General features: G+C 75.6%; 22 protein-coding genes. 8 read left to right on the top strand and 14 right to left on the bottom strand.

Features of this window, described 5'->3' with window-relative positions; genetic code table 11:
- Positions 1-15: 15 nt before the first annotated feature.
- The 11 genes from ACGF07_RS21790 to ACGF07_RS21740 all read right to left on the bottom strand — a co-directional run bounded on the left by ACGF07_RS21790 (position 16) and on the right by ACGF07_RS21740 (position 9,631).
- Positions 16-549, bottom strand: coding sequence for a TadE/TadG family type IV pilus assembly protein (locus ACGF07_RS21790; protein WP_392901273.1), 534 nt, complete (start codon positions 547-549; stop codon positions 16-18).
- Positions 546-920: a TadE/TadG family type IV pilus assembly protein gene (locus ACGF07_RS21785; protein WP_392901271.1), complete on the bottom strand. Its 375-nt coding sequence runs from the start codon at positions 918-920 to the stop codon at positions 546-548. The genes ACGF07_RS21790 and ACGF07_RS21785 overlap by 4 nt, the downstream gene beginning before the upstream one ends.
- 35 nt (positions 921-955) lie before the next feature.
- A complete protein-coding gene (locus ACGF07_RS21780) occupies positions 956-1,240 on the bottom strand; it encodes a hypothetical protein (protein ID WP_350740146.1) in 285 nt (94 codons plus the stop codon).
- 49 nt (positions 1,241-1,289) lie between these two features.
- Positions 1,290-2,168 (bottom strand): hypothetical protein, encoded by an 879-nt coding sequence (locus ACGF07_RS21775; protein WP_350740143.1) that lies wholly within the window; start codon positions 2,166-2,168, stop codon positions 1,290-1,292.
- Positions 2,165-3,124: a type II secretion system F family protein gene (locus ACGF07_RS21770; protein WP_350740140.1), complete on the bottom strand. Its 960-nt coding sequence runs from the start codon at positions 3,122-3,124 to the stop codon at positions 2,165-2,167. The genes ACGF07_RS21775 and ACGF07_RS21770 overlap by 4 nt, the downstream gene beginning before the upstream one ends.
- Positions 3,124-4,731, bottom strand: a complete 1,608-nt coding sequence (locus ACGF07_RS21765; protein WP_392901269.1) for an ATPase, T2SS/T4P/T4SS family — start codon at positions 4,729-4,731, stop codon at positions 3,124-3,126. Before ACGF07_RS21765 ends, ACGF07_RS21770 begins: the two co-directional genes overlap by 1 nt.
- The gene (locus ACGF07_RS21760; RefSeq protein ID WP_392901267.1) at positions 4,721-6,112 is read right to left on the bottom strand and encodes a hypothetical protein; all 1,392 of its coding nucleotides are present in this window, start codon (positions 6,110-6,112) and stop codon (positions 4,721-4,723) included. The genes ACGF07_RS21765 and ACGF07_RS21760 overlap by 11 nt, the downstream gene beginning before the upstream one ends.
- Positions 6,112-6,984: an SAF domain-containing protein gene (locus tag ACGF07_RS21755; RefSeq protein WP_392901265.1), complete on the bottom strand. Its 873-nt coding sequence runs from the start codon at positions 6,982-6,984 to the stop codon at positions 6,112-6,114. Before ACGF07_RS21755 ends, ACGF07_RS21760 begins: the two co-directional genes overlap by 1 nt.
- Before the next feature lie 93 nt (positions 6,985-7,077).
- Positions 7,078-8,025, bottom strand: coding sequence for a hypothetical protein (locus tag ACGF07_RS21750; RefSeq protein ID WP_392901263.1), 948 nt, complete (start codon positions 8,023-8,025; stop codon positions 7,078-7,080).
- On the bottom strand, positions 8,019-8,426 hold the full coding sequence (locus ACGF07_RS21745) for a hypothetical protein (protein WP_392901262.1): 408 nt from the start codon (positions 8,424-8,426) through the stop codon (positions 8,019-8,021). The genes ACGF07_RS21750 and ACGF07_RS21745 overlap by 7 nt, the downstream gene beginning before the upstream one ends.
- A 353-nt stretch (positions 8,427-8,779) precedes the next feature.
- Complete coding sequence (locus ACGF07_RS21740) at positions 8,780-9,631, bottom strand: hypothetical protein (protein ID WP_392901260.1); 852 nt, start codon at positions 9,629-9,631, stop codon at positions 8,780-8,782.
- A 141-nt stretch (positions 9,632-9,772) separates the two neighbouring features.
- Between ACGF07_RS21740 and ACGF07_RS21735 the strand changes: the two genes are divergently transcribed.
- The 5 genes from ACGF07_RS21735 (at position 9,773) to ACGF07_RS21715 (ending at position 14,168) form a co-directional block, all read left to right on the top strand.
- Positions 9,773-10,246 (top strand): pyridoxamine 5'-phosphate oxidase family protein, encoded by a 474-nt coding sequence (locus ACGF07_RS21735; protein ID WP_392901258.1) that lies wholly within the window; start codon positions 9,773-9,775, stop codon positions 10,244-10,246.
- A gap of 102 nt (positions 10,247-10,348) precedes the next feature.
- Complete coding sequence (locus ACGF07_RS21730) at positions 10,349-10,801, top strand: MaoC family dehydratase (protein WP_392901256.1); 453 nt, start codon at positions 10,349-10,351, stop codon at positions 10,799-10,801.
- A 349-nt stretch (positions 10,802-11,150) separates the two neighbouring features.
- Positions 11,151-12,371 carry an MBL fold metallo-hydrolase gene (locus tag ACGF07_RS21725; RefSeq protein ID WP_392901412.1) on the top strand — a complete coding sequence of 407 codons (1,221 nt, stop codon included), beginning with the start codon at positions 11,151-11,153 and terminating at the stop codon, positions 12,369-12,371.
- Between the two features lie 141 nt (positions 12,372-12,512).
- A complete protein-coding gene (locus ACGF07_RS21720) occupies positions 12,513-13,418 on the top strand; it encodes an acyl-CoA thioesterase (protein WP_392901254.1) in 906 nt (301 codons plus the stop codon).
- A gap of 99 nt (positions 13,419-13,517) precedes the next feature.
- The gene (locus ACGF07_RS21715) at positions 13,518-14,168 is read left to right on the top strand and encodes a TetR/AcrR family transcriptional regulator (protein ID WP_350740111.1); all 651 of its coding nucleotides are present in this window, start codon (positions 13,518-13,520) and stop codon (positions 14,166-14,168) included.
- A 12-nt stretch (positions 14,169-14,180) separates the two neighbouring features.
- On the opposite strand, the gene ACGF07_RS21710 is transcribed toward ACGF07_RS21715, so the two are convergent.
- Positions 14,181-15,359 carry a sulfite oxidase gene (locus ACGF07_RS21710; protein ID WP_392901252.1) on the bottom strand — a complete coding sequence of 393 codons (1,179 nt, stop codon included), beginning with the start codon at positions 15,357-15,359 and terminating at the stop codon, positions 14,181-14,183.
- Positions 15,360-15,650: 291 nt separating this feature from the next.
- Here ACGF07_RS21710 and ACGF07_RS21705 point away from each other — a divergent pair, with 291 nt between their 5' ends.
- From ACGF07_RS21705 to ACGF07_RS21695, 3 genes are all read left to right on the top strand, one after another.
- On the top strand, positions 15,651-16,430 hold the full coding sequence (locus ACGF07_RS21705) for an alpha/beta fold hydrolase (RefSeq protein ID WP_392901250.1): 780 nt from the start codon (positions 15,651-15,653) through the stop codon (positions 16,428-16,430).
- Between the two features lie 43 nt (positions 16,431-16,473).
- Entirely contained in the window at positions 16,474-16,845 is a 372-nt protein-coding gene (locus ACGF07_RS21700) for a MerR family transcriptional regulator (protein WP_350740105.1), read from the top strand.
- A gap of 199 nt (positions 16,846-17,044) precedes the next feature.
- On the top strand, positions 17,045-17,224 hold the full coding sequence (locus ACGF07_RS21695) for a hypothetical protein (protein ID WP_350740102.1): 180 nt from the start codon (positions 17,045-17,047) through the stop codon (positions 17,222-17,224).
- A gap of 169 nt (positions 17,225-17,393) precedes the next feature.
- Here ACGF07_RS21695 and ACGF07_RS21690 read toward each other — a convergent pair whose 3' ends face one another.
- Positions 17,394-17,525, bottom strand: coding sequence for a hypothetical protein (locus ACGF07_RS21690; protein WP_350740099.1), 132 nt, complete (start codon positions 17,523-17,525; stop codon positions 17,394-17,396).
- 250 nt (positions 17,526-17,775) lie between these two features.
- A complete protein-coding gene (locus tag ACGF07_RS21685; protein WP_392901248.1) occupies positions 17,776-19,611 on the bottom strand; it encodes a DUF2398 family protein in 1,836 nt (611 codons plus the stop codon).
- Between the last annotated feature and the right edge of the window lie 302 nt (positions 19,612-19,913).

The following is a 19,913-nucleotide window of genomic DNA, read 5'->3' as shown; positions in this document are numbered from 1 at the left end:
CGCCTCGAGCCGCCGTCACGTGCCGCGGTAACGGTCCACCACCGAGGTGAACTCCCCGGCGAGGTGCTTCGTCACGGGCACGCCGGACGGCCCGCCGAGCAGGTCGGCGAGTTCGACGTCGCAGACGACGGTGACCTTCACGGTCACGACCGGCCCGTCCGGCAGGTCCAGCTCGCCCTGGTCCACCCGGACGTCGCCGTTGCGGCAGGAGACGCCCTGCTGGCGCAGCACGGCGAGGGCGGAGTCCCTGGCCGGCTGGTCCATCCCGGCGGTGCTGCGCTGGAGCGAGGCGGTCCGGGCCCCGGCCCGGGCGGCGGCTTCGACCGTGCCGGCCGCCGTCTGCACCCGGCCGGCCGCGATCGCCAGCAGCACCAGACCGACCACGCCCGGCACCACGATGGCCGCCTCGATGGCGATCCCGCCGCGGTCCCGGCGACGCGGGCGCCACCGCGGCCACGGGCCCGGCACCCGCGCCCGCCCGCCCCGGTGCGCGTGCCCGGGTCCGTGTCCGTGCCTGCCCGCGTGCAGCACCGGACGACCGCCGCTCACGGCGTCACCGCCGGCGGGACGAAGCGCTCGCGCGGCGCCTCGGCGTACTGCCGGATGCTGGGCGCGGTGAGTCCCGGTATCAGCAGCGGGGGCGTCAGCTCGACGGTGATCCGGATCGTCTCGGGCGTGCTGCCGTCGGTGCGCACCTGGTAGGTGCGCACGCCCTGGCGGTCCAGGAAGTCCCGGGCCTGCCGCTGGGCGGCCGCGTTCTTCACCTCGTCCGTCGCGTTCCCCTGCACCCGCCCGGCGTCCACGCCCTCACGGGCGGCGGTGAGCGCGACCTGCCGGTCGTACCACCACAGCGAGGCCTGGACGACGAGCAGCACGAGCAGCAGGACGACCGGGAAGACGATGGCGAGACCGATGCTCATCGACCCCCGGTCACCGCGGCGGCGAGGCGGACGGATCACTTGGTGGCGCCGCCCGCTCCGCCGGGCATGTTCGGGTCCTGCTCGACCTTGGTGACGACCTTGTCCTTCAGCAGGTACAGCGCGGTCGCGACGGCGCCCGCGACGAACACCAACGCGATGATGGCGAGGGCGAGTTCGATGCTGATGGCGCCGCGGTCGCCGCGCGCCCGGGCGGCCCGCAGCCGGCCCAACCGGAGCGTGAACAGCAGCAGGGCGAACTGCACGGGCAGCAGGACGGGCCGCAGCACCCGGCCGGCCAGCTGGGCGAGTCGTACGGTCATCGGGTTCTCCCGGGAGTGTGGTGTGGTGTCAGCTGCTCGGGCTGTCGGTTCAGTTGAGCATCTGGTGGAGCGCGGGGAAGACGATCAGGACGGTCATCAGCAGGGTCAGGGCCGCACCGGGCGCGACCATCCGCTCGCTGTCGGCGTTGGCGCGGGCGAGGTCCTCGGCGAGCAGCTCGCCGCGCAGGCCCCTGGCCCGGGCACGCAGGGTGTCGTACACGGCCGCGCCGTCGGTGCCGGACAGCCGCATGATGTCGGCCACGTCCTGGAGCGGACTGAGGCCCAACTCCTCGGCCAGCGCGTCCAGTCCGGCCCAGGGCGGGAGGCGGTCGGTGGCGGCGCGCTCCAGGGCGTCGCGGATCCGGCGGAACACCGCGCCCTGCCCGACGGCGGCGGCCCGGCGCAGCGCCTCGGCGGGGCCGCAGTCGGCGGCCCGTTCCAGGGCGACGAGTTCCAGGTACGCGGCGATGCCGTGCAGGTACTCGGTGCGCGCCTCCTTGGCCTCGCCGCGCACGATCGCGTCGGGGACGAAGAACAGCAGCCCGGCCAGCAGCGGCCCGGCGATGAGCGGCAGGGCGAACGGCAGGCCGACGTCCATCACCGCGGCCATCGCCCCGAGGTAGGCGGGCAGCACCAGGCCGAGTGCGGCGAACAGCAGCTTGTGCACCATGAACCGGGCCGGGGTGCGGCCGATCAGGGCGAGTTCGCGGCGCGGGACGGAGACCCCGCGCAGGGTGAGCGAGCGCTCGCCGATCCGGTCGAACCAGCGCGGGCGCTCGTCCGGGTCCTGCGGCCGGTCCGCCGGGGCGCGGTGCAACCGGTCCAGGGCCTGGCGCAGGTCGGGCGGCGCGGGCCGCAGTTCGGCGATGAGCAGGGCGAGGCCGCCGGCCGCGACGGCGCCGGCCAGCACCGGCCAGGGGGAGATCACCGGGCCTCCCCGAGGTGTTCGACGGGCTGCTGCGCGGACCCGGCCGGCCGACGGCCGCTCCTGCTGCGCCGGTCGGGGACGAGCAGCCGGGGCACCGGCGGGTGGGAGGCCAGCGCCCGCATCCAGGCGATGATCGCGACGAACAGGGCGGCGACCACGGCGAGCACGACCTGTCCGAGGAGCGTCCCGTACGGGCGGGTGTACTCGGTGTTGAAGGAGCCGACGGTGACGACCAGCACGATGATGCCGACCAGCCAGCGGATGGTGGTGCGGTGCTTGGCCCGGTCGGCCTCGATGGCGCGGCGCTGGCGGACCTCCTCGCGCACCGAGTCGGCCATGTCGGAGAGCGTCCGGGCCAGGCCCGGTCCGCTGTCCCCGGCGCGCAGCACGAGGGCGGCGAGCACCTTGTCGGCGGTGGCGTCGGCCAGGCTGTCGGCGAAGGCGTGCAGCGCCTCCTCGGGCCGCCAGCGGGCCTGCAGCCGGGCGGCCAGTTCGCCGATCTCGTCCTCCAGGGCGGCGGGGGCGGTGCGGCGGCTGGTGACGATGGCCTGGTTGAGGCCGACACCGAGCAGCAGCACGTCGGCGATGCGCTGGGTCCACTCGGACAGCGCCTCGAGGCGCTCGATCCGGCGGGTGTCCGGGCGGGTGGTGTCGAACAGCCAGGGCAGCCCGAAGACGGCCAGCGGCACCAGCAACGCGGTCAGCGGGATGCCGGTGAACAGCCAGGCCAGCGGGGCGCCGGCGAGCGCCAGCGGCAGCTGGATCCGGCGCAGCCGCACGGTGCGCGGCGAGGCCGCGCCGGGGGCGCCGTACCAGAGGACGTGGGCGCGGGTGGCCAGCGGGTTGTCCCGGCGGTCCGGCTCGTCCTCGTCGGCGGGCTCGCTGCCGCGGGCCCAGGCCACCAGCGCGACCAGGCCGGCGGCGACCGCCAGCCCGCACAGGGCGAACAGCAGCATCACCGGCCGCCACCGCCGATCCGCAGCTGCAGCGGGGCTTCCCAGCCGCCGTACCGGGAACCGAGCAGCGCGGCGTCGAAGCCGGCCCGGCGCAGGTCGTCCAGGCACTGCGGCGGGGTGTGCGGGACGGCGCGCGGCTCGCCGAGGTCCGGCCGGGGGCCGAACACGGTGTTCAGCGCGGGGCGGCCGCTCTCGCCGAGGCCGGTGACCTCCAGGACGTGGGAGACGAAGCGGTGCCGGCGGCCGCCGACGGCGGTCTCGTCGACCATGGTGACGTGCACGATGAGGTCCAGGGCGTTGGCGGTGAGCCGGTAGGCGAGGGCGTCGGTCATGTGCGAGCCGTACTCGAGGCAGAGTTCGGCGATGCGGTCGACCACCATGTGCGGGCCGCGGGCGTGCAGGGTGCACATCGAGCCGCCCTCGCCGTTGGTCATCACCCGCAGCATCGGGACGACCTCGCCGGAGCGGACCTCGCCGACGATGATGCGGGACAGCGTCATGCGCAGCGCCGCGGGGATGAGGTCGCCGATCGTCAACTCCCCGGCGAGGCGGCCTTCGACGCGTTCGCCGTTGCCCTCGCGGGCCTCCATCGGGACGACCTGGCGCAGGTGTCCGAGGGTGTGCAGCCAGAGCTCGAACTCCGACTCCAGGGTGCCGATCCGCTCGTCCGGCGGGATCTCGGCGGCCATCGCGCGCAGCAGGCTGGTCTTGCCGACGCCCTGGGTTCCCGTGATCATCACGTTCTTCCGGGCCCGGATCGCGGCGGCCAGGAAGGCGGCCAGGGTGCGGTCCAGGGTGCCGAGTTCGACCATCTCCGGCAGCGTGGCCGAGGCGACCCGGTGGCGCCGGATCGCCACGTAGGGGCGGGGCGTCACCTCGGTGAGCGCCTGGAGCCGCATGCCGCCCTCCAGCCGCAGGGCGAGGGTCGGGCTGGCGGTGGAGAGGCTGCGCTCGCCGCCGCCGTGCTGCCGGGCCAGGTCCTGGAGCAGCTCGACGAGTTCGGCGTCGCTGTCGGCCACCGGCGGCACCTGGCGCAGGGGTTGGTGCACCTTGGAGACCCAGACGTCGTCGCAGCCGTTGATCAGGATGTTCTCGATCTCCGGGTCGTCGAGGTAGGGCTGGAGCCGGCCGGCCCGGAACAGCAGGTCGAAGACCGCCTCGGCGAGGGCGCGGTCCTGCTCCCGGGTGGGCGGGATGCCGTGCGTCTGGGCGTACGCGTCGGACCAGCGGGCGACGGCCTCCTCGATCAGCGCGCGGCCGCGCTGGCGGCGGGTGGCGCGGTCCGGCTCGGCGCCGGAGCCGTCGGTCAACCGGGAGATCTGCTGGTGCAGTTCGGCTGCGACCTGGCGCTTGAGTTCGCGGGCGACCTGCGGGTCGACGGCCGGTCGGGTGGCGGCGCCGAGCAGGTCCAGCGAGGGCAGCTGGGAGGGCACGGCGGTGGGCGCGGTGGCGCCGCCGGGCGTGGCGGGACCGGCGGGGGCGACGGGCTGGGGCGTGACCGGGCCGGGCCGGTAGCCGGGCGCGGTCGGTGACGCGGGTGTGGGTGCCGACCAGGGCAGGGCGGCCGGGTCGGCCGTCGGACGCTGGTGCAGGGGGCTACCGCGCACGGAGCACCTCCCCGGGGTTGTGCGGGTACGGCTGTCCGTCGGTCCGGTGCTCCGCCCCGGCGGGCTGCTGGAGCGGGTACTGCCCGTCCTCCTCGGCCGGTCGCGCCGACTGGACGTGCGCCGGGAACGGCGCGGGGGCGGCCGGGTGCGGTGCCAGGCCCGCCAGCGGTGCGACGGGACCGGTGGTGATCACCGGCGGGGCGTACGCGGGCGGCTCGTCCTCGGCCGGGCCGCGGAGCGGGTTCCCGTACGTCGGTGGCGGGTACGTCGGTTGGGCGTACGAGGGCTGGGCGTACGAGGGCTGGGCGTACGGCTGGTGGCCGTGGGCCGGTTGCCCGTACGGCTGCGGTCCGTACGGTTCCTGCCCGTGAGGCTGCGCTCCGTACAGGGCCGGGGCGGCCACCGGCGGCACCACGGGCCCCGGCACCGGGACCGGACCGGGGGCGGGCACGGCCGGCGTGGTCGGTCCGGTCGTCGCGGTTGGGATCGGCGCGCTCGGGCCGGGCGCGCTCGGGCCGGGCGCGCTCGGGTTCGGCGCCGTGAGCTGGGCGGCCCCGGCACCGGCCCCCGCCGCGTGCGTCGGCGCGGCGGCCGGTGCGAGCCGCTGCCGCCGTCGGCGGACCAGCGACTGCACCTCGTCGGCCGCCGAACGCGCCCCGCGCATCAGCTCCGAGCGGACGAACCGACGGTCGGTGGTGTCCCCGCCGTCGGAGAGCACGCGCGCGGTCCGGACGGCGTGCGGCAGCACCCCGAGCACCGGCAGGCCGAACTCGCGGGACACCTCCGCCGCGGAGTACGGGCCCTCGGCGACCAGCAGCAGTCCGAGCGCGTCCGCCCCCGTCCCGCCGGCGGTCAGGTCGTCGGCGAGCGCGGCGAGCCGGGGGCGTGCCGCGCTGAGCCCGCGCAGCGTGGTGCGGACCGTCACCGCCACCACGTCCGCCCGGCGGGCCAGCACCGCGCTGGCCCCGGTGGCGCCGGAGCGACCGAGGTCCACGACGACGTCGTAGCCCTGCTGTTCGATGCCGTGCAGCAGTTCGGCGAGCGGCTCCCAGGTGTAGGCGAGGCCGGGCGCCTGGGCGGGGTCGGTCAGGCCGGGCAGCAGCAGCCGTTCGGCGTCGCCCTCGGGCGAGAGGTCGATCAGCTGTTCCCAGATGGTCTGGGCGAGCAGCCCGCGCCGGTCGGCGACGGCGAGGTTGCGCAGCCCGTACACCGCCTCGACCCGGCCCTCCAGGGCGCCCGCCAGCACGGCGCCGCCGTCCGGGTCGGCTTCGACCAGCAGGATCCGCCGGCCGGCCGGCAGCGGCCAGGCCAGCAGCAGCGCCAGGGCGGTCGTGGTCGCGCCGGGCGCGCCCGGGCCGCCGACCACCGCGATCACCGCCATCAGGCGCCCCCGGTTCCGGCGGGGGCGCCCGGGCCGGCCTGGGTCGCGGGCGGGGTGGCCGCACCGGCGGGCGGGGCGGCCGCACCGGCGGAGGGCGAGCCGGTCGCGGGGGCGGTCGGCGAGGCCGCTCCGGTCGGAGCCGGGCTGCCGGTGCCGCCGGTGACGGCCCGCGGCGCCAGCAGCACCTGGATCCGCCCGCCGGCCACCCACTGCGCCAGCCGCGGCCCGTCCGCCGAGCCGACCGCCACGTCGATCACCTGACTGCCGTCGGTGTCCACCCGGCCGACGGTGATGACCGTGGCGGGCAGCGAGTCGGGCCGGCCGTTGTCGGGGGTGTTGACCACGACGATCTGCATGCCGGGCTGGAGGCGGCCGGCGGGCAGTTGGGTGCGCTTGGCCGACACCCCGACCACGATCTGGCCCGGCTGCACCGACAGCCCCTGCGCCAGGTCCGAGCCGGTCAGCATGGACCCGCGCTTGAGGTCGGTGGCGGCCCGCATGCCGACCGCCTTGGCGCGGTCCTGCGCGGACACCGGCCGCAGCGCCGGGTCGCCCGCGATCCGGGCCACCACCAGGTCGTCCTCGGTGATCACCTGCCCCCACGGAACGTCCCGGGCCAGCGCCAGCACCGCGACCCGCTGCCCGGTGCTGTTGTAGAGGACGGCACCGCCCAGCCCGCCGGCCGCGATCAGCGCGACCGCCATCGCGAGCACCGCCGGGCGCCGCCGCCGGGCCCGCATGGTCCGCCCGGGCGCGTGCGCCGCGGCCCGGCCGCCGCCGCGGCCCGGTTCCCGCTGCTCCGGAGCTGCCGCGGACACCGCGGTGCCGGCGGGGGTGCCGGATCCCGGCGTCGCGAACGTACGGTTCTCCACCGGGTTCCGCCCTTCCTCGTTCACTTCTGACTGGTCAGTGGTCGAACGGCCGTGGCGCCGGGCTCAGCCGGACCCAGCCCGCCTCAGCCGGCCTCAGTTGAGCACCTGTACCTCGCCGACCCGGACCGCGAACGGGTCGCTGTCCTGCCTGAGCGGGGGGAGCGTGTACTTCTCCGGCTTGGGGCCGGTGACGACCACGTCGGCCTCCCAGTGCGTCGTCACGGTGGCGCTGAAGGCGCCGTTCTGCTTGGCGCCCGAGCCGGTCCTGAACTCGTAGCCGCAGTCCGGGGACTTGGCGGCGCCGTACGCGGCGTCGTACGGCGTCCCGGCGGTCGCGCACTCCTTGGTCTGGCCGTCGCCGAAGTCCCAGGTGGTGCCGGTGAGCCGGACCGTGACGGTGACCGAGACGCCGCCGGCCGCGGCGTACCCCTGCTTGGGCGGCGCCACGTTCTCGGCCCAGAGCCACACCGGCGCGTTGACCACCGCCGTCCCGGCGGGCGCGATCCGGCCCACCGGCTGCGGGAGGCGGACCATGTCGAAGGCCTCCTGCTTGAGCTCCGCCAGGGTCTTCGGCCGCTGCCCGTTCGGGCCGTTGGGCACGAAGACGATCTGGGCGCCGTCCTGGCCGCCGTTCGTCTGCGGGCAGACCTTCGAGTTGAGCGAGCCGTCCTTGGCGGTGTGCCCCTCCCAGGCCGGGTCGCTCTCGGGGAGCGGGTTGTCCAGCGGGCGGAAGTAGCATCCCTGGCCGCTGTCGAACCAGCCCCACTGCGGGTCGTGGCAGGCCCACTCCACCCCGTGGTAGCTGCACACCTGCGGGCCGGGGTCCAGTCCGCCGCCGCCCCCGCCGGGGTTCGACGCCCCGGGAGCGGGCGTCGTCCCGTCGGAACCTGCGTGAGCGCAGATCACGCTCGGGAAGCACTGCTCCGCCCCGCCGCTCGGGGGCTCGTCCGCCGCCGCCGCCACCGCCGAGGTCAGCAGCAGCCCGGCGGACAGGGACGCGACGACCGCGAACCGCCGGGCCGGTTTCCGCGCGTTCAGCATGTCCGGTCCACCTCCCGAGTGAACTCGTAGATCAGCCAGTGTGCTTGGAACCTGCGCAGGGACGCGGTCGCGACGTACCGGTTCAAGCGCTGCCCGGGGTCCTTCGCCGCCCCGGTGACGGCGTCGACGCGGTGCCAGGCCGACAGGTCCACGCAGTCCTCGATCACCGCGGTCTGCGGGTCCGCTTTCAGGTCGATCGACCTGACCACCGCCGAATTGCGCGGCGTCCCGGTCATCACCGCTTTGGCGTCGTGGAGTTGACGCAGGCCGACCAGGGTGTCCGACAGTGCGCGCCCGGAGGAGTACTGCTCGAGCGTCGAACCGTCCGAATCCTTGTCCCCGAAAGCCTGGGCCTGCGCCTGCCACCAGTCCTGATACGCCTTCACGGCCAATCGCGCCATGGCCCCTTCCGGACCGTCCGTCGGCGCGATCGAGGCGTTTGCCGAACCACTCGAAGGAGTTAACGGGTTCACTCCCGCAACAGGGGGCGCGGGCGACCCGAGACGATCGACGGAACCACCGGCACCACCGCTCGCACAAGCGCCGAGGAGCAACACCAGAACCGCCCCGGCAACGCCAACCGCCCCAGGGCGCACCACATTTCCGCGCTGCCGCATCGCCCCACCTCGTCGCGACCGAGCCGATCCGTGATCCACGGCCGCCAGGAGAATTCCGCCGTCCCGCGGGTGTTTCCGCTGGGGATCGATTCTTCGCCAACCCACCCCATCACGGCAACACCTCAGGCCTCCTGACCTTACGCGGAAGGCGGTTCCGTCGGGGCACTTTCCCGCCACAGAACGGCCAACAGTTCCTCGGAAAGCGACAATCCGGCCAATGCGCCGCGAACCGCGGCCCGATTGCGCATCAACAGTCGCCCGCCCTGCGGCGGAACGAGCAGGCGCGCGCCCGGCGCACCCGAACTACCGGCCGGCCCGCCGCCGTCCAGCAATGCCGCGACGGCGGGCTGGAGGTCCGACGGGGCGACGGCCGCGGGGGCACCCGGCACGCCGTGGCCCAGCACGGTGGTGAGCGCCCGGCTGAACGATCCCTCGCCGCCCGGCAGCACCGCGTCCCGGCCGCGTCTGCCCGGGGTGTAGCGGCCGATCCGGCCCCACAGCGGGACCCGGGAGTAGCTGAGCAGTTCGCCCGCGCTGTCCTCGCCGCCGCGTTCCAGCGCCGCCCAGGTGTCCCGGTCGGCCACCGCGTCGACCAGCAGCAGCGCCTCCTCGTGGTCGCCGTGCACCATCGCGCTGACCACCCAGTCCCACGCCAGGCCGCGCCGGTAGGCGTTGGCGGGGGTGCTGCCCCCGGTCACCAGGGCGAGCCGGCGCCCGCGCGGATCGGCCGTCAACTGGCCCACCAGGCAGACCACCAGCCAGCGGCCGGGCGTGCGGGCCGCCTCCCGGACGGCGGTGAGCATGGCGTTGGCGTCCGCGTCCGGCGCCGTCCCGGTGACCCGGCAGCCGGCCGCGCCGGTGTCGAAGCACATCCCGGGCAGCACCTCGGCGAGCAGCCGGGCGCCCTCCGGGGCGCGTGCCGAACCGCCGTACGCGCGGTCCGGGCCGCCGTCCGCCCCGATCACCACCAGATCGACTCCGCCGGCCATCCCTCCGCCCCCTCCTCCACCGTTCCTCCACCCGCCGGGCAGGCTACCGCCCCGGGCGGCCGCCGACGGGGCTCCCGGCCCGTCCGCCGCGGGACCATGGGCCCTGTCGACGCGCGGGCCGACCGGAGGACGATCGGACGCATGGAGCGCGAGGACCGTGTGGAGACCCTGGGCGAGGCCGAGTGCCTGCGGCTGCTCAGCACCGTGCCCGTCGGGCGGGTGGTGTACACCGAGCACGCGCTGCCGGCCGTCCTGCCGGTCTCCTTCGAGGTCCTGGACGGGCGGCTGGTGCTCGCCGTGCGCCGGGGAAGTGCCACCGCGCGCGGGCTCGACGGCACGGTGGTCGCCTTCCAGGCCGACCTGCTGGACCCGGTCACCCGCACCGGGTGGAGCGTGCTGGTGCACGGGCGGGCCGACGCGGTGACGGACCCGGAGCAGGTCCGGCGGGTGCTGCGGTCCGGGCTGCGGGCGTGGGTCGGGGATCCGGAGCCGCTGTTCGTCGCGCTGGTGCCGGAGCTGGTCAGCGGGCGGCGGCTGTTCCCGACCGGGCAGGGCTCCCCGGGCCCCGCGCCGCTCGGGCCGGACCGGCCCGGTCGCCGGGCGGTGCGGCCCTGAACCGCGCTTCCCGGCTCCCACTCCTGACAGGTACCGGCGGGTAGGCATACGCTTCCGGCGTCCTGGCCCGTAGCCGGGCCCGTCCCCCTCCAGGAGCGCACCGTGACGACCTTCGCCTCCCTCGCCGAGCTGACCGCCGCCGTCGGCACCGAACTGGGCACCAGCGAGTGGCACACCATCGACCAGCGGCAGATCGACCTGTTCGCCGAGGCGACCGGGGACCACCAGTGGATCCACGTGGACCCGGAGCGGGCGAAGGAGAGCCAGTTCGGTTCGACCATCGCGCACGGCTACCTGACCCAGTCGATGATCCCGGTGCTGGCCAAGGAGTGCTACAGCGTCGAGGGCGTGCGGATGGCGCTGAACTACGGCTCGGACAAGGTGCGGTTCCCGGCTCCGGTGCCGGTGAACACCGCCATCCGGGCGACGGCCGAGCTGGTCTCGGCCACCGAGGTGCCGGGCGGCGTCCAGGCGGTGGTCCGGTTCACCATCACGAGCGGGCGCAGCACCAAGCCGCACTGCGTGGCGGAGGCGATCACCCGCTTCTACGCGTAGCCGGACACCCGCTTCTACGCGTAGCCGGATTGGAGGGCGGCCGCAGGCCCCGGGCCGCGGCCGCGCCCGGGCCCGTCCCGCGCCTGCGTGCGGTACGCCGGATGGACCGCGCCGGACTCTCCACCGGGTCCGGACGGCCCACGGCGAGTAGTCTCCGACGAGATGGTTGTCGTACCACAGTCGCCTCACTCGCCCCTGTGGGTACACGCCCCGGCACTGCCCGGTAGTCGTGACCGTCCCTGGAGGAGCCGTGCCCCGCCCCGCCCCGTGGTTCTCCCGTCTCGCCGGTCTGACCTCGCAGCCCGCCCCGCCCCTCGCCGGACCGGCCGCCGAGCGCGCCGTCCCGGGGCTGGCCGGACTCTACCGCGCGGCCTGGCACCGGGTCCGGACCGACGCCTTCGGAGCCGAGCCCCGGGGCGAGCGGCTGGCTCGGATCCGGCGCTCGCCCCAGTTCGTCGACGGCGCCTTCCGCAACCCGGTGCCCACCCGCCGCCTGGTGTACGAGCGGAGCCCGCTGGAGATCACCCTCGCCCAGTTGGCCGGCGACAAGCTCCGCCGGGCGCCGTCCGCCGCCGTCCCGGTGCACCGGCTGCTCCCGGCCGACCTGGCCGAGCCCCCGGAGTCCGGGCTGCGCCTCACCTGGCTGGGGCACGCCACCGTGCTCGTCGAGATCGGCGGACGGCGCGTCCTGATCGACCCGGTCTGGGGCGAGCGCTGCTCGCCGTTCGGCTGGACCGGGCCCAAGCGGCTGCACCCGGTCCCGCTGCCGCTGTCCGAACTCGGACCGGTGGACGCGGTCGTGATCTCGCACGACCACTACGACCACCTCGACATGGCCACCGTGCGGGCACTGATCGGCAGCGAGGCGGTCTTCGCGGTGCCCCTGGGGGTCGGGGCCCACCTGGAGCACTGGGGGGTCCCGGCCGGACGGATCGTCGAGCTGGACTGGTGGGAGTCGGCCGAGGTCGCCGGGCTGACCCTGACCGCCACACCCGCCCGGCACTACTGCAGCCGTGGACCGCGCACCAGCGCGCTGTTCCTGTGGGCGTCCTGGGTGGTCGCGGGCGGCGGGCACCGGATCTTCCACAGCGGGGACACCGGCTACTTCCCGGGGTTCGCGGAGATCGGGCGCCGGCTCGGACCGTTCGACGCGACCATGGTGCAGGTCGGCGCGTACAGCGACTTCTGGCCCGAGGTGCACATGACCCCCGAGGAGGGCGTGCGGGCGCACCTGGACCTGGGCGGCGAGCTGATGCTGCCGATCCACTGGTGCACCTTCAACCTGGCGACCCACCCCTGGGAGGAACCGGCCGAGCGCGTCGTCACCGCCGCCCACAGCCTCGGCGCCCACCTCGCGGTGCCCCGCCCCGGCAAGCCCTTCGAGCCGGCCCGCCCTCCCGCGCTCCGGCTCTGGTGGCGCGCGGTCGCGGCGGCCCCGCACGGCATCGAGCCCCTGGTCGCCGCGGAGACCGGGGCGGAGACCGGGACGAAGGCCCGGGCCGAACCGGGGACGACGACGCCTGAAGCGGTGACGGATCCCGGCGAGCAGGTTTCGAAGTCCGTCGGCTGACCGCCGCTCACGTCCAGCCGGCCCCGTGCACCGAGGGTCCCGTGTCACGTCGACCGCAACGTCAACTGGAACGCGTTCCACCCCGCCCGGATGTTATCCACGCCACACCACCACCCGGTTGGCTTCTGCCACTATGGCCCGGTGACCGACCTGACCGAACAGCAGATCCCGGCCGCGCGACGGCCCCGCCCGGCCTTCCCGTTCGCCGACCTGCTGGAGATCGAGCAGCTGGACGAGAACACGTTCCGGGGCTACTGCCACGCCGGCGCCCCGATGCGCGCGTTCGGCGGCCACGTCGCGGCCCAGGCCCTCGCCGCGGCCGGGCGCACCTGCGAGGGGCGCACGGTGCACTCGCTGCACGGCTACTTCCTGCTGCCCGGCAACCCGACCCGACCGATCGGCTACGAGGTCGAACGGCTCCGCGAGGGCGTCACCTACGCCACCCGGCGGGTCCGGGCGGTGCAGGACCGGAACGAGATCTTCAGCCTCACCGCCTCCTTCAAGCGTCCCGAGCCGACCGGCGGCCGCCACCGCACGATGCCGCCGGTGCCCGGCCCCGAGGTGCTGCCCGACGCCTTCTCGCACTGGGACGAGGAGCTGCGCGCCGCGATCAAGGCCTCCGACGGCTTCCGCGACCTCGAGCTGCGCTTCGTCCCGGAGGACGCCCCGGGCGTGCCCCCGGTCGTCCCGGGGATGCCGCAGCAGTTCGTCTGGCTGCGCATCGCCACCCCCTTCGCGGTCGACGACCCGCTGCTGCACACCTGCGCGCTCACCTACCTGTCCGACCTCACCCTGGCCTCCACCGCGGGGCTGCACGAACAGCCGAACTTCTTCCAGCGCACCGAGCCGCCCCGGCTGCTGATGGCCTCGCTCGACCACGCGATGTGGTTCCACCGTCCGTTCCGGGCCGACGAGTGGCTGCTCTTCGCCCAGCGCAGCCCGTCCTGCTCGGACGGCCGGGGCCTGTCGCTCGGCGAGTTCTACGACCGGGACGGCCGACTGGTGGCCTCGGCCGTCCAGGAGGCGCTGATCCGCGGGCTGGCCTAGAATGCACCCGCCCCGGGCACCGCAGTGACCGCCCGGCGAACGGCAGGGGGCCGGACGGCGTCATACTCCTGAGCGGCCCCGGCCCGTATCATGGTGCGGGTGACCAAGGTTGACCTGTCACCACGACCGGTGGAGGCGATGTCTCCGCGTCAGCTCGAACGCCGCGACAGCCTGATCGCGGCCGCGCTCGCCCTGGTGAACGAGATCGGTGTCGAGCGGCTGCAGATGAAGCAGGTTTGCGAGCGGTCCGGAGTCGCGCTCGGGACGGCGTACCGCTACTTCTCCTCCAAGGACCATCTGCTGGCGGCCGCGATCGCCGAATGGCACCGCCTGCTGCTGGCCGACCTGGTGGCCGAGCTGCGCGGGCCGCGCGCCGGGCTGGGGGCCACGGACCGTGCGGTCCGGTTCGTCCGGGGCGGGATGCGGGCCTATCAACGGCAGCCCGAACTGGCCCGGCTGCGGGTGGCCGTCGCCGCCTCCACCGACCCCTTCGCCAGCGAGGCCCTCCAGGGCATGGCCCGGGCGGACAGCACCGCCCTCCAGGCGGTGACGTCCGAGGTGCCGGCGGCCGCCAGCGAGCTGGTGCGGCACATCGTCGCGCACGCCTGGCAGGGCGAGCTGACCGCCTGGGTGACCGGCCGCACCACCCTCGGGGACGCCCGGCGGCGCCTGGAGGACGTGGTGCGGCTGGTGCTGACCCCGTACGAGACCCACTACCCGGCCCCGTACGAGGTCCAGTCCACCGGCTGAACCCGGGTCCGTTCAGACCACCGTCACCGGGTGCGCCACCACCGCGCCGAACAGGTAGCCCTCCCGGTTGAACGGTGCCCGCTCCGGCTGGGTGGCGCCGAGCCGGTCCGTCGCACGCGCGCGCAGCTCGTACCGGCCGGGCCGCTCGGGGCGCCAGGCGGCGCTCCAACGCGTCCAGTTGCCGGCGAGCGGCTCGTCGGCCGGCTCGGCGGGCCGCCAGCTCAGCCCGCCGTCGGTGCTTACCTCGACCAAGGCCACCGGGGCGCCACCGGACCAGGACCGCCCGTGCAACCGGTGCTCGCGACCGGCCGCCAGCTCCGCACCCACGGCCAGCTCGAAGGCCGACTTGACCACCTGGGGGCCGAGCGGTGCGCCGCCGCCGGGCGGGTGGTCCGGGCCGAACATCCGGTAGAAGTCGGTGTTCCAGGGCGAGCTGAGCGGGTGGTCGGCCACCTCGATGCTGCCGACCCACTTGATCGAGGCGACGCCCACCCAGCCGGGCACCACCAGCCGGGCCGGCGCGCCGTGGTCGGGAGTCAGCGGCTCGCCGTTCATCTCGTAGGCGAGCAGCACGTCGTCCACGGCCTTGGCCACCGGCAGCGGGCGGCGCACCGGGCCGTGGTCGACGCCGCCGACGACGTAGTGCCGGTCCAGCCCGACCGCCATCACGTCCACCGCGTCCTCGGTCAGCCCGGCGGCCCGCAGCACCTCGGCGAGCCGGACCCCTCGCCAGCTCGCCGAGCCGACCCCGCCGAGCGCCCACGGCGTGCCGGGCACGTCCTGGTGCTGCTGGTCCCGGTAGTAGCGGCGCCCGTTGCCGGCGCACTCGATCAGCGCGTCGATCCGGGTGGACGGCAGCGCCCGCAGGTCCGCCAGGCCGAACTCGACCGCCCGCCCGGCCGACGGGGCGCCCCGCAGGCCGCTGCCGAAGAGCTTCAGCCGCCAGCCGTCCGGATCGATCAGCGGGGTGCCGGTGTGGTTGCGGACGAAGAACCGTTCCGTCGGGACGTGACGGCCGATCGCGGCCGTGCCGTCGGCGTCGCGCAGGGCGTCCCAGCGCATCTCGGCATTGGTGTCGTGGGCGACGAACCACTCGGCGGGCAGCGGTTTGACGATTCCGGGCACGGCCCTGATCACCTCCTCGGCGGCCGTCCGGCCCGGGGCGCACACCGGCGTGGCCGACGCGGGCACGGGTGAGCGCCCCGGCGGCGGAGCGCACCGGCCCTTCGTACCGAGAGCACTCCTCGCAGCCCAGCGTAGTCGCTCCGGCGCTCCGCGTGACCAGGGTCGCCGGTCGGACCGTCCCGTCCGTCCGATCCGGTCGGCGCCGCACACCTCCGACCGTGCTCCTCCGACCCTGCTCCTCCGACAGCTCCTCCGCCTCCTGCTCCTCCGCCTCGATCCTCCGCTTGACCTTCTCACCGGTGTGAACTCCTAGCGTCCTGCGGTGTCGGAACGAACCCGCCCACGGAGGAGACCGCCATGTCGTCCATCCCCGCCCCCTTCGCCCCGCTCGCCCGCATCGTCCAGGGGTCGGGCCCCGGCCTGCTGCTCGCCCACGGCGCCGGCGGCAGCGCCCGGGACAACTGGGGCCCGCTGCTGCCCGACCTCGCCGCGCACCGCACCGTCGTCGCCCCCGACTACCCGGGCTCCGGCGACAGCCCGTACGAGCCCGGCGAGCCGACCCTCGACGAGTTGGCCGAGCGGCTGGTCGCCGCCGCCGACGAGGAGGGGCTGTCCACCTTCGACCTCGCCGGCTACTCGCTGGGGGCCGCCGTCGCCGTGCGGATCGCCACCCGCCACCCCGAGCGGGTCCGGTCGCTGCTGCTGCTCGCGGGCGTGGCCGGCGGCTCGGCCCGGTTGAGCACGCTCGCGGAGCTCATGGTCGCGCTCGACGACCGGCCGGGCGACCTCGCCCGGCTGGTGCTCAGCGTCGTCTTCGGCCACAGCTGGGTGGACGCCCTGGCCGCCGAGCAGCTCGCGGAGCTGGCGAAGGCGCTCGAGTCCCCGCAGCCGGACGGCTTCCGGCAGCAGTTCGGCCTCGCCGCCCGGGCCGACGTACGGGCCGAGTTGTCCGCGATCACCGTCCCGACGACGGTCGTCGGCACCGCCGAGGACATGCTCGTCCAGCCGTCCCAGCACCGGCTGCTCGCCGAGGGCATTCCCGGCGCCCGCTACGTCGAACTACCGTGCGGGCACCTGCCGGTGGTCGAGGCCCTGCCCCAACTGCGGGAGGTCCTGCTGGAGTTCGTCACGTCCTGAGACGGGCGGGAACAACCCCGGCCACCGCTCGCGTTCCCCGATCATGCGCATCGGAGAACTCGCCCGCCTGACCGGGGTGTCCACCCGTCTGCTCCGCTACTACGAGGAGCAGGGCCTGCTCCGGCCCGCCCGCACCAGCGCCGGGTACCGCGAGTACGGCGAGGAGGACACCGTGCGGGTGTGGCAGATCCGCAGCCTCCTCGCGGCCGGCCTGACCACCCGGGTCATCGCCGAACTCCTGCCCTGCGCGACCGGTCCGATGCCCGTGCTCGAGGCCTGCCCCCAGCTCCTCGCCACCCTGCGCGAGGAACTCGCCGACCTGGACGCCCGGATCGCCGACCTCACCCGCAGCCGGCGGGCGCTCTCGCACTACCTCGCGACCGCGCACGAGCCGAGCGCCGAGCACGCGGCCTGACGACCCCGCCGCCCGGCCCCCGTCGACCGCGGACGACCCCGCCGCCCGGCCCCCGTCGACCGCGGACGACCCCGCTGACCAGCGGCGACGCCCGGCGCGCCGGGTGGGGCGTACGCGGCCGGCCAACCGACGCTCAACCCCCGCCCGGACTTCACCCGCGCGTACCGACCGTTAACACCGCCCTGGAACGCTCCCTGTCATGAACGCCAGCCCTCAGGCGCCCTACCAGGAACCGCGCTTCCCGCTCCCCCAGCGTCACCGCCGCCTGCTCGCCTGCACCGCCGTCCTCGCCTCCATCGCCCTCGGAACCCTCGGTGTCGGCGCCACCGTCGAAACGGTCCGCCACAGCCCCGTCGCCACCACCACGGCCAGCAAGTAGGGCCGACCCCGCCCGGCACCGCCGCCCACCCCGGACGCGGTACTTCCGCGTCTCCCGCGCCGGAAGAGCCCGCCGGCCGCCGGGCGGCGAGCCCGCACAGCACGGGAAGTCGGCCCGGCCGACTTCCCCTGCGGGCAGCCGAGCACCCGGCCGGCTCAGCGGGCGCCCCTCACGAGGAGCCGTCGACGCACTCGAACCCGGTCTCCACGTCGCCGAGGAACGTCAGCGCCTCCCGGCCGATCCCGAGCGCGTCGAGCAGGACGTCCAGCGCCGCTTCGGCATCCTCTTCCGACCGCCCCACCCGGACGAACGTGCTCGGGTCGCGGCTGCCCACCAGCCGGCTGAGGGCGGAATCCTGCGCCGGACGCGGAACACCACGACGTCGACGGCGCCCAGGTCCTCCCAGCCGTGTTCGACCGTCAGCGGCGGGCGGGCCGCGAGTGCTTCCCATCCCGACTTCAGTCCTCACTACCAGCCGGAAGGAGCGGGCCGCGTACGCCCGCAGGCTCTCCTGAGAGGCCGGGTTCCGGCCACCCCGCCCCGGAAACGCCCTACGCCCGCTGCTCCTCGCGTGCGGGTGCCGGAGCGGGGCGGCAGTGGCGGCCGGTGCCGGGGACGGGGTGGAGGTCGGGCGCCGGGGCGTACCGGGCGGCCGGGGGGCGCAGGAGCCAGGTGGTGCGCGGGGTGGGGGTGATGAGGCCCAGGCGGTGGAGGAGGTCGAGGGCGTCGCGGCGGAGGGCGGTGCGGTCGGCGAGGTAGTGGGTGGGGAGGCCGTACTCGTCGGTGATGTCGCCGAGGACGCCGTCTATCAGGGCGTCCGGGATCGGGACGTCGCCGTCGGTGGCCTCGCCGGGCAGCGGGCGCACCTCCTCGACCAGGCGCTCGACCAGCAGCAGGGTGGCGTGGGCGAGGGTGTCGGCGCCGGGGAGGGCGAGGTCGGTGAGTTCGGCGGCCGGATCGAGCAGGGCGACGCCCTCGGCGCGCAGTTCGGCTTCGAGGCCGAGGAACTCGGCGAGCGCGGCCGGGCCGCTGAGCCGGTGTTCGAGCAGCCAGGTGCGCTGGTCCTCGGGGAGGTCGGCGGCGAGGACGGCGGGCGTCTCGGCGAGGAGGCGGCGGACGGCGGTGGCGGGTTCGGCCTCGGCGGCGCGGCGCACCAGGTCGGCGGCGTCGGCGGCGAGGGCGGGCGGGCCGGCCGGGACGGCGCGGGCGAGTTCGCGGTCGACGGTGAGCACGACGTCGGTGTCGGCCGGGTCGGCGGGCAGGTCGCCGAGCACCTGCCAGGCGGCGAGCGCGGCGAGCGCCATCGCGAGGTCGGCCGGTTCGGCGGTGAGCCCGGGTGCGGCGGTGCGCATGGCGTCGAGCAGCCGCCCGTACCGGAGTCGCTCGGGGGCGTCGACCAGCAGCGCGAGGGCGAGCGAGAGCTGGGCGTAGCCGGCGGGGGTGAACGGGGCGCCGGTGGCGGGGTGTTCGAGTCGGCGGGCGGCGCCGGGGCCGAGCCCCGACTTGTAGAGCCGCGCGTGCCGGGGCCCGACGACCAGGCGGTAGCCGAGCAGGGTGTCGAAGCGCTCGGTCAGCCAGTCGCGGTGACGGCGGATCAGCGGGAAGCCGTCGGCGTGCGGGCCGGAGGCGGTGACCAGCGGGTGGGCGAGCAGCAGTCGGGCGGCGATGCGGCGTTCGGCGTCGGGGAGTTCGACGGCGGGGAGCTCGCCGACGGTCGTCTCCGCGGCGGGGAGTCCGGCACCGGCCGCGGCACCACCGACCGCGGCACCGCCGGCAAGTGCACCGCCGGCAAGCGCACCGTCCGGGAGCCCTGCGGTGGAACGATCCTGCGCCTCGGCGGCTGTGCCCGGAAGCAGCCGGACCCGCTCCGGCTTGCGGTGCCTGCCGGGCCTGCCCGGCTTGGCACCTGACCGGACGACGGGCAGCGCGGCCTCGTCGCGCCGTGCGCGGCGCAGCGCGCCCGTCGCGCGGGCCCGGCGGGCGCGCGCGACGGTGGCGCCGTGGGCGGTGGGACCGTGCCACCAGCTGACGCCAGGGTCGGCGGGCTCGGCGGGTGCGCCGAGGTGGCGGGCCGGATAGAGGCCGAAGGAGGCGGTGCAGAGGTCGTCCGCGGTGCCGGGGCCGGCGGCGGCGAACCAATGGGCGAGCCGCAGCAGGCCCGGGTCGGGCGAGAGGTCCGGCCCGGCGGCTTGCGGGCCGTCAGCACGGCCTTCGGCGGCGGCCCCAGGTGCCGCGTCAGCACCGCTGGGGGCGGCTGCGGGCAGGAAGCCGGCCCGGTGTACGGCGAGGGCGGCGTCGGCGGTCCCCCGGCCTGCCGCGCCCCTGCGTCCGTCCGGCCCGCCGGCGGCCACCCGGGTGGCGCCGACCGCGTACTCCTGCTGCTCCATGTCGGGGTCAAGCCTAGACGGTGACCGCTCACCCGGTGGCGGCAACCGCCCTCCTGGGGAACTCTCCACAGGAGCCGTCGAAGCGGCCGAGTGCGGTCCGCTACCCGGTCGGCCCGTCATCCGCCGCGGCCGGTCCGGGTTACGCACCGGTAACCTCGTCTTTCCCGGCGCCCGCCGGGTCCCTTAGGGTCAGTGACCACCGCCCACCCCCGGAGTCTCAATGACGAAGTCAACCCGCCTGCGCGACCGGAGCGGGGGTGAAGACCCTGTTGTCGCGCAGGAGCGCCCACAGGACGCTCACC

This window comes from Kitasatospora sp. NPDC048194 (assembly GCF_043202455.1).
GTDB lineage: Bacteria > Actinomycetota > Actinomycetes > Streptomycetales > Streptomycetaceae > Kitasatospora.
The sequence above is the reverse complement of the archived record's forward strand: the minus strand, read 5'-3'. Positions and strand labels throughout refer to the sequence as shown.

Coding starts and splice junctions, on each gene's coding strand:
- ACGF07_RS21705 (WP_392901250.1), top strand. CDS start 15,651: ATGTCGTCCATCCCCGCCCCCTTCGCCCCGCTCGCCCGCATCGTCCAG.
- ACGF07_RS21700 (WP_350740105.1), top strand. CDS start 16,474: ATGCGCATCGGAGAACTCGCCCGCCTGACCGGGGTGTCCACCCGTCTG.
- ACGF07_RS21695 (WP_350740102.1), top strand. CDS start 17,045: ATGAACGCCAGCCCTCAGGCGCCCTACCAGGAACCGCGCTTCCCGCTC.
- ACGF07_RS21745 (WP_392901262.1), bottom strand. CDS start 8,426: ATGGCGCGATTGGCCGTGAAGGCGTATCAGGACTGGTGGCAGGCGCAG.
- ACGF07_RS21760 (WP_392901267.1), bottom strand. CDS start 6,112: ATGGCGGTGATCGCGGTGGTCGGCGGCCCGGGCGCGCCCGGCGCGACC.
- ACGF07_RS21750 (WP_392901263.1), bottom strand. CDS start 8,025: ATGCTGAACGCGCGGAAACCGGCCCGGCGGTTCGCGGTCGTCGCGTCC.
- ACGF07_RS21740 (WP_392901260.1), bottom strand. CDS start 9,631: ATGGCCGGCGGAGTCGATCTGGTGGTGATCGGGGCGGACGGCGGCCCG.
- ACGF07_RS21770 (WP_350740140.1), bottom strand. CDS start 3,124: ATGCTGCTGTTCGCCCTGTGCGGGCTGGCGGTCGCCGCCGGCCTGGTC.
- ACGF07_RS21685 (WP_392901248.1), bottom strand. CDS start 19,611: ATGGAGCAGCAGGAGTACGCGGTCGGCGCCACCCGGGTGGCCGCCGGC.
- ACGF07_RS21735 (WP_392901258.1), top strand. CDS start 9,773: ATGGAGCGCGAGGACCGTGTGGAGACCCTGGGCGAGGCCGAGTGCCTG.
- ACGF07_RS21780 (WP_350740146.1), bottom strand. CDS start 1,240: ATGACCGTACGACTCGCCCAGCTGGCCGGCCGGGTGCTGCGGCCCGTC.
- ACGF07_RS21785 (WP_392901271.1), bottom strand. CDS start 920: ATGAGCATCGGTCTCGCCATCGTCTTCCCGGTCGTCCTGCTGCTCGTG.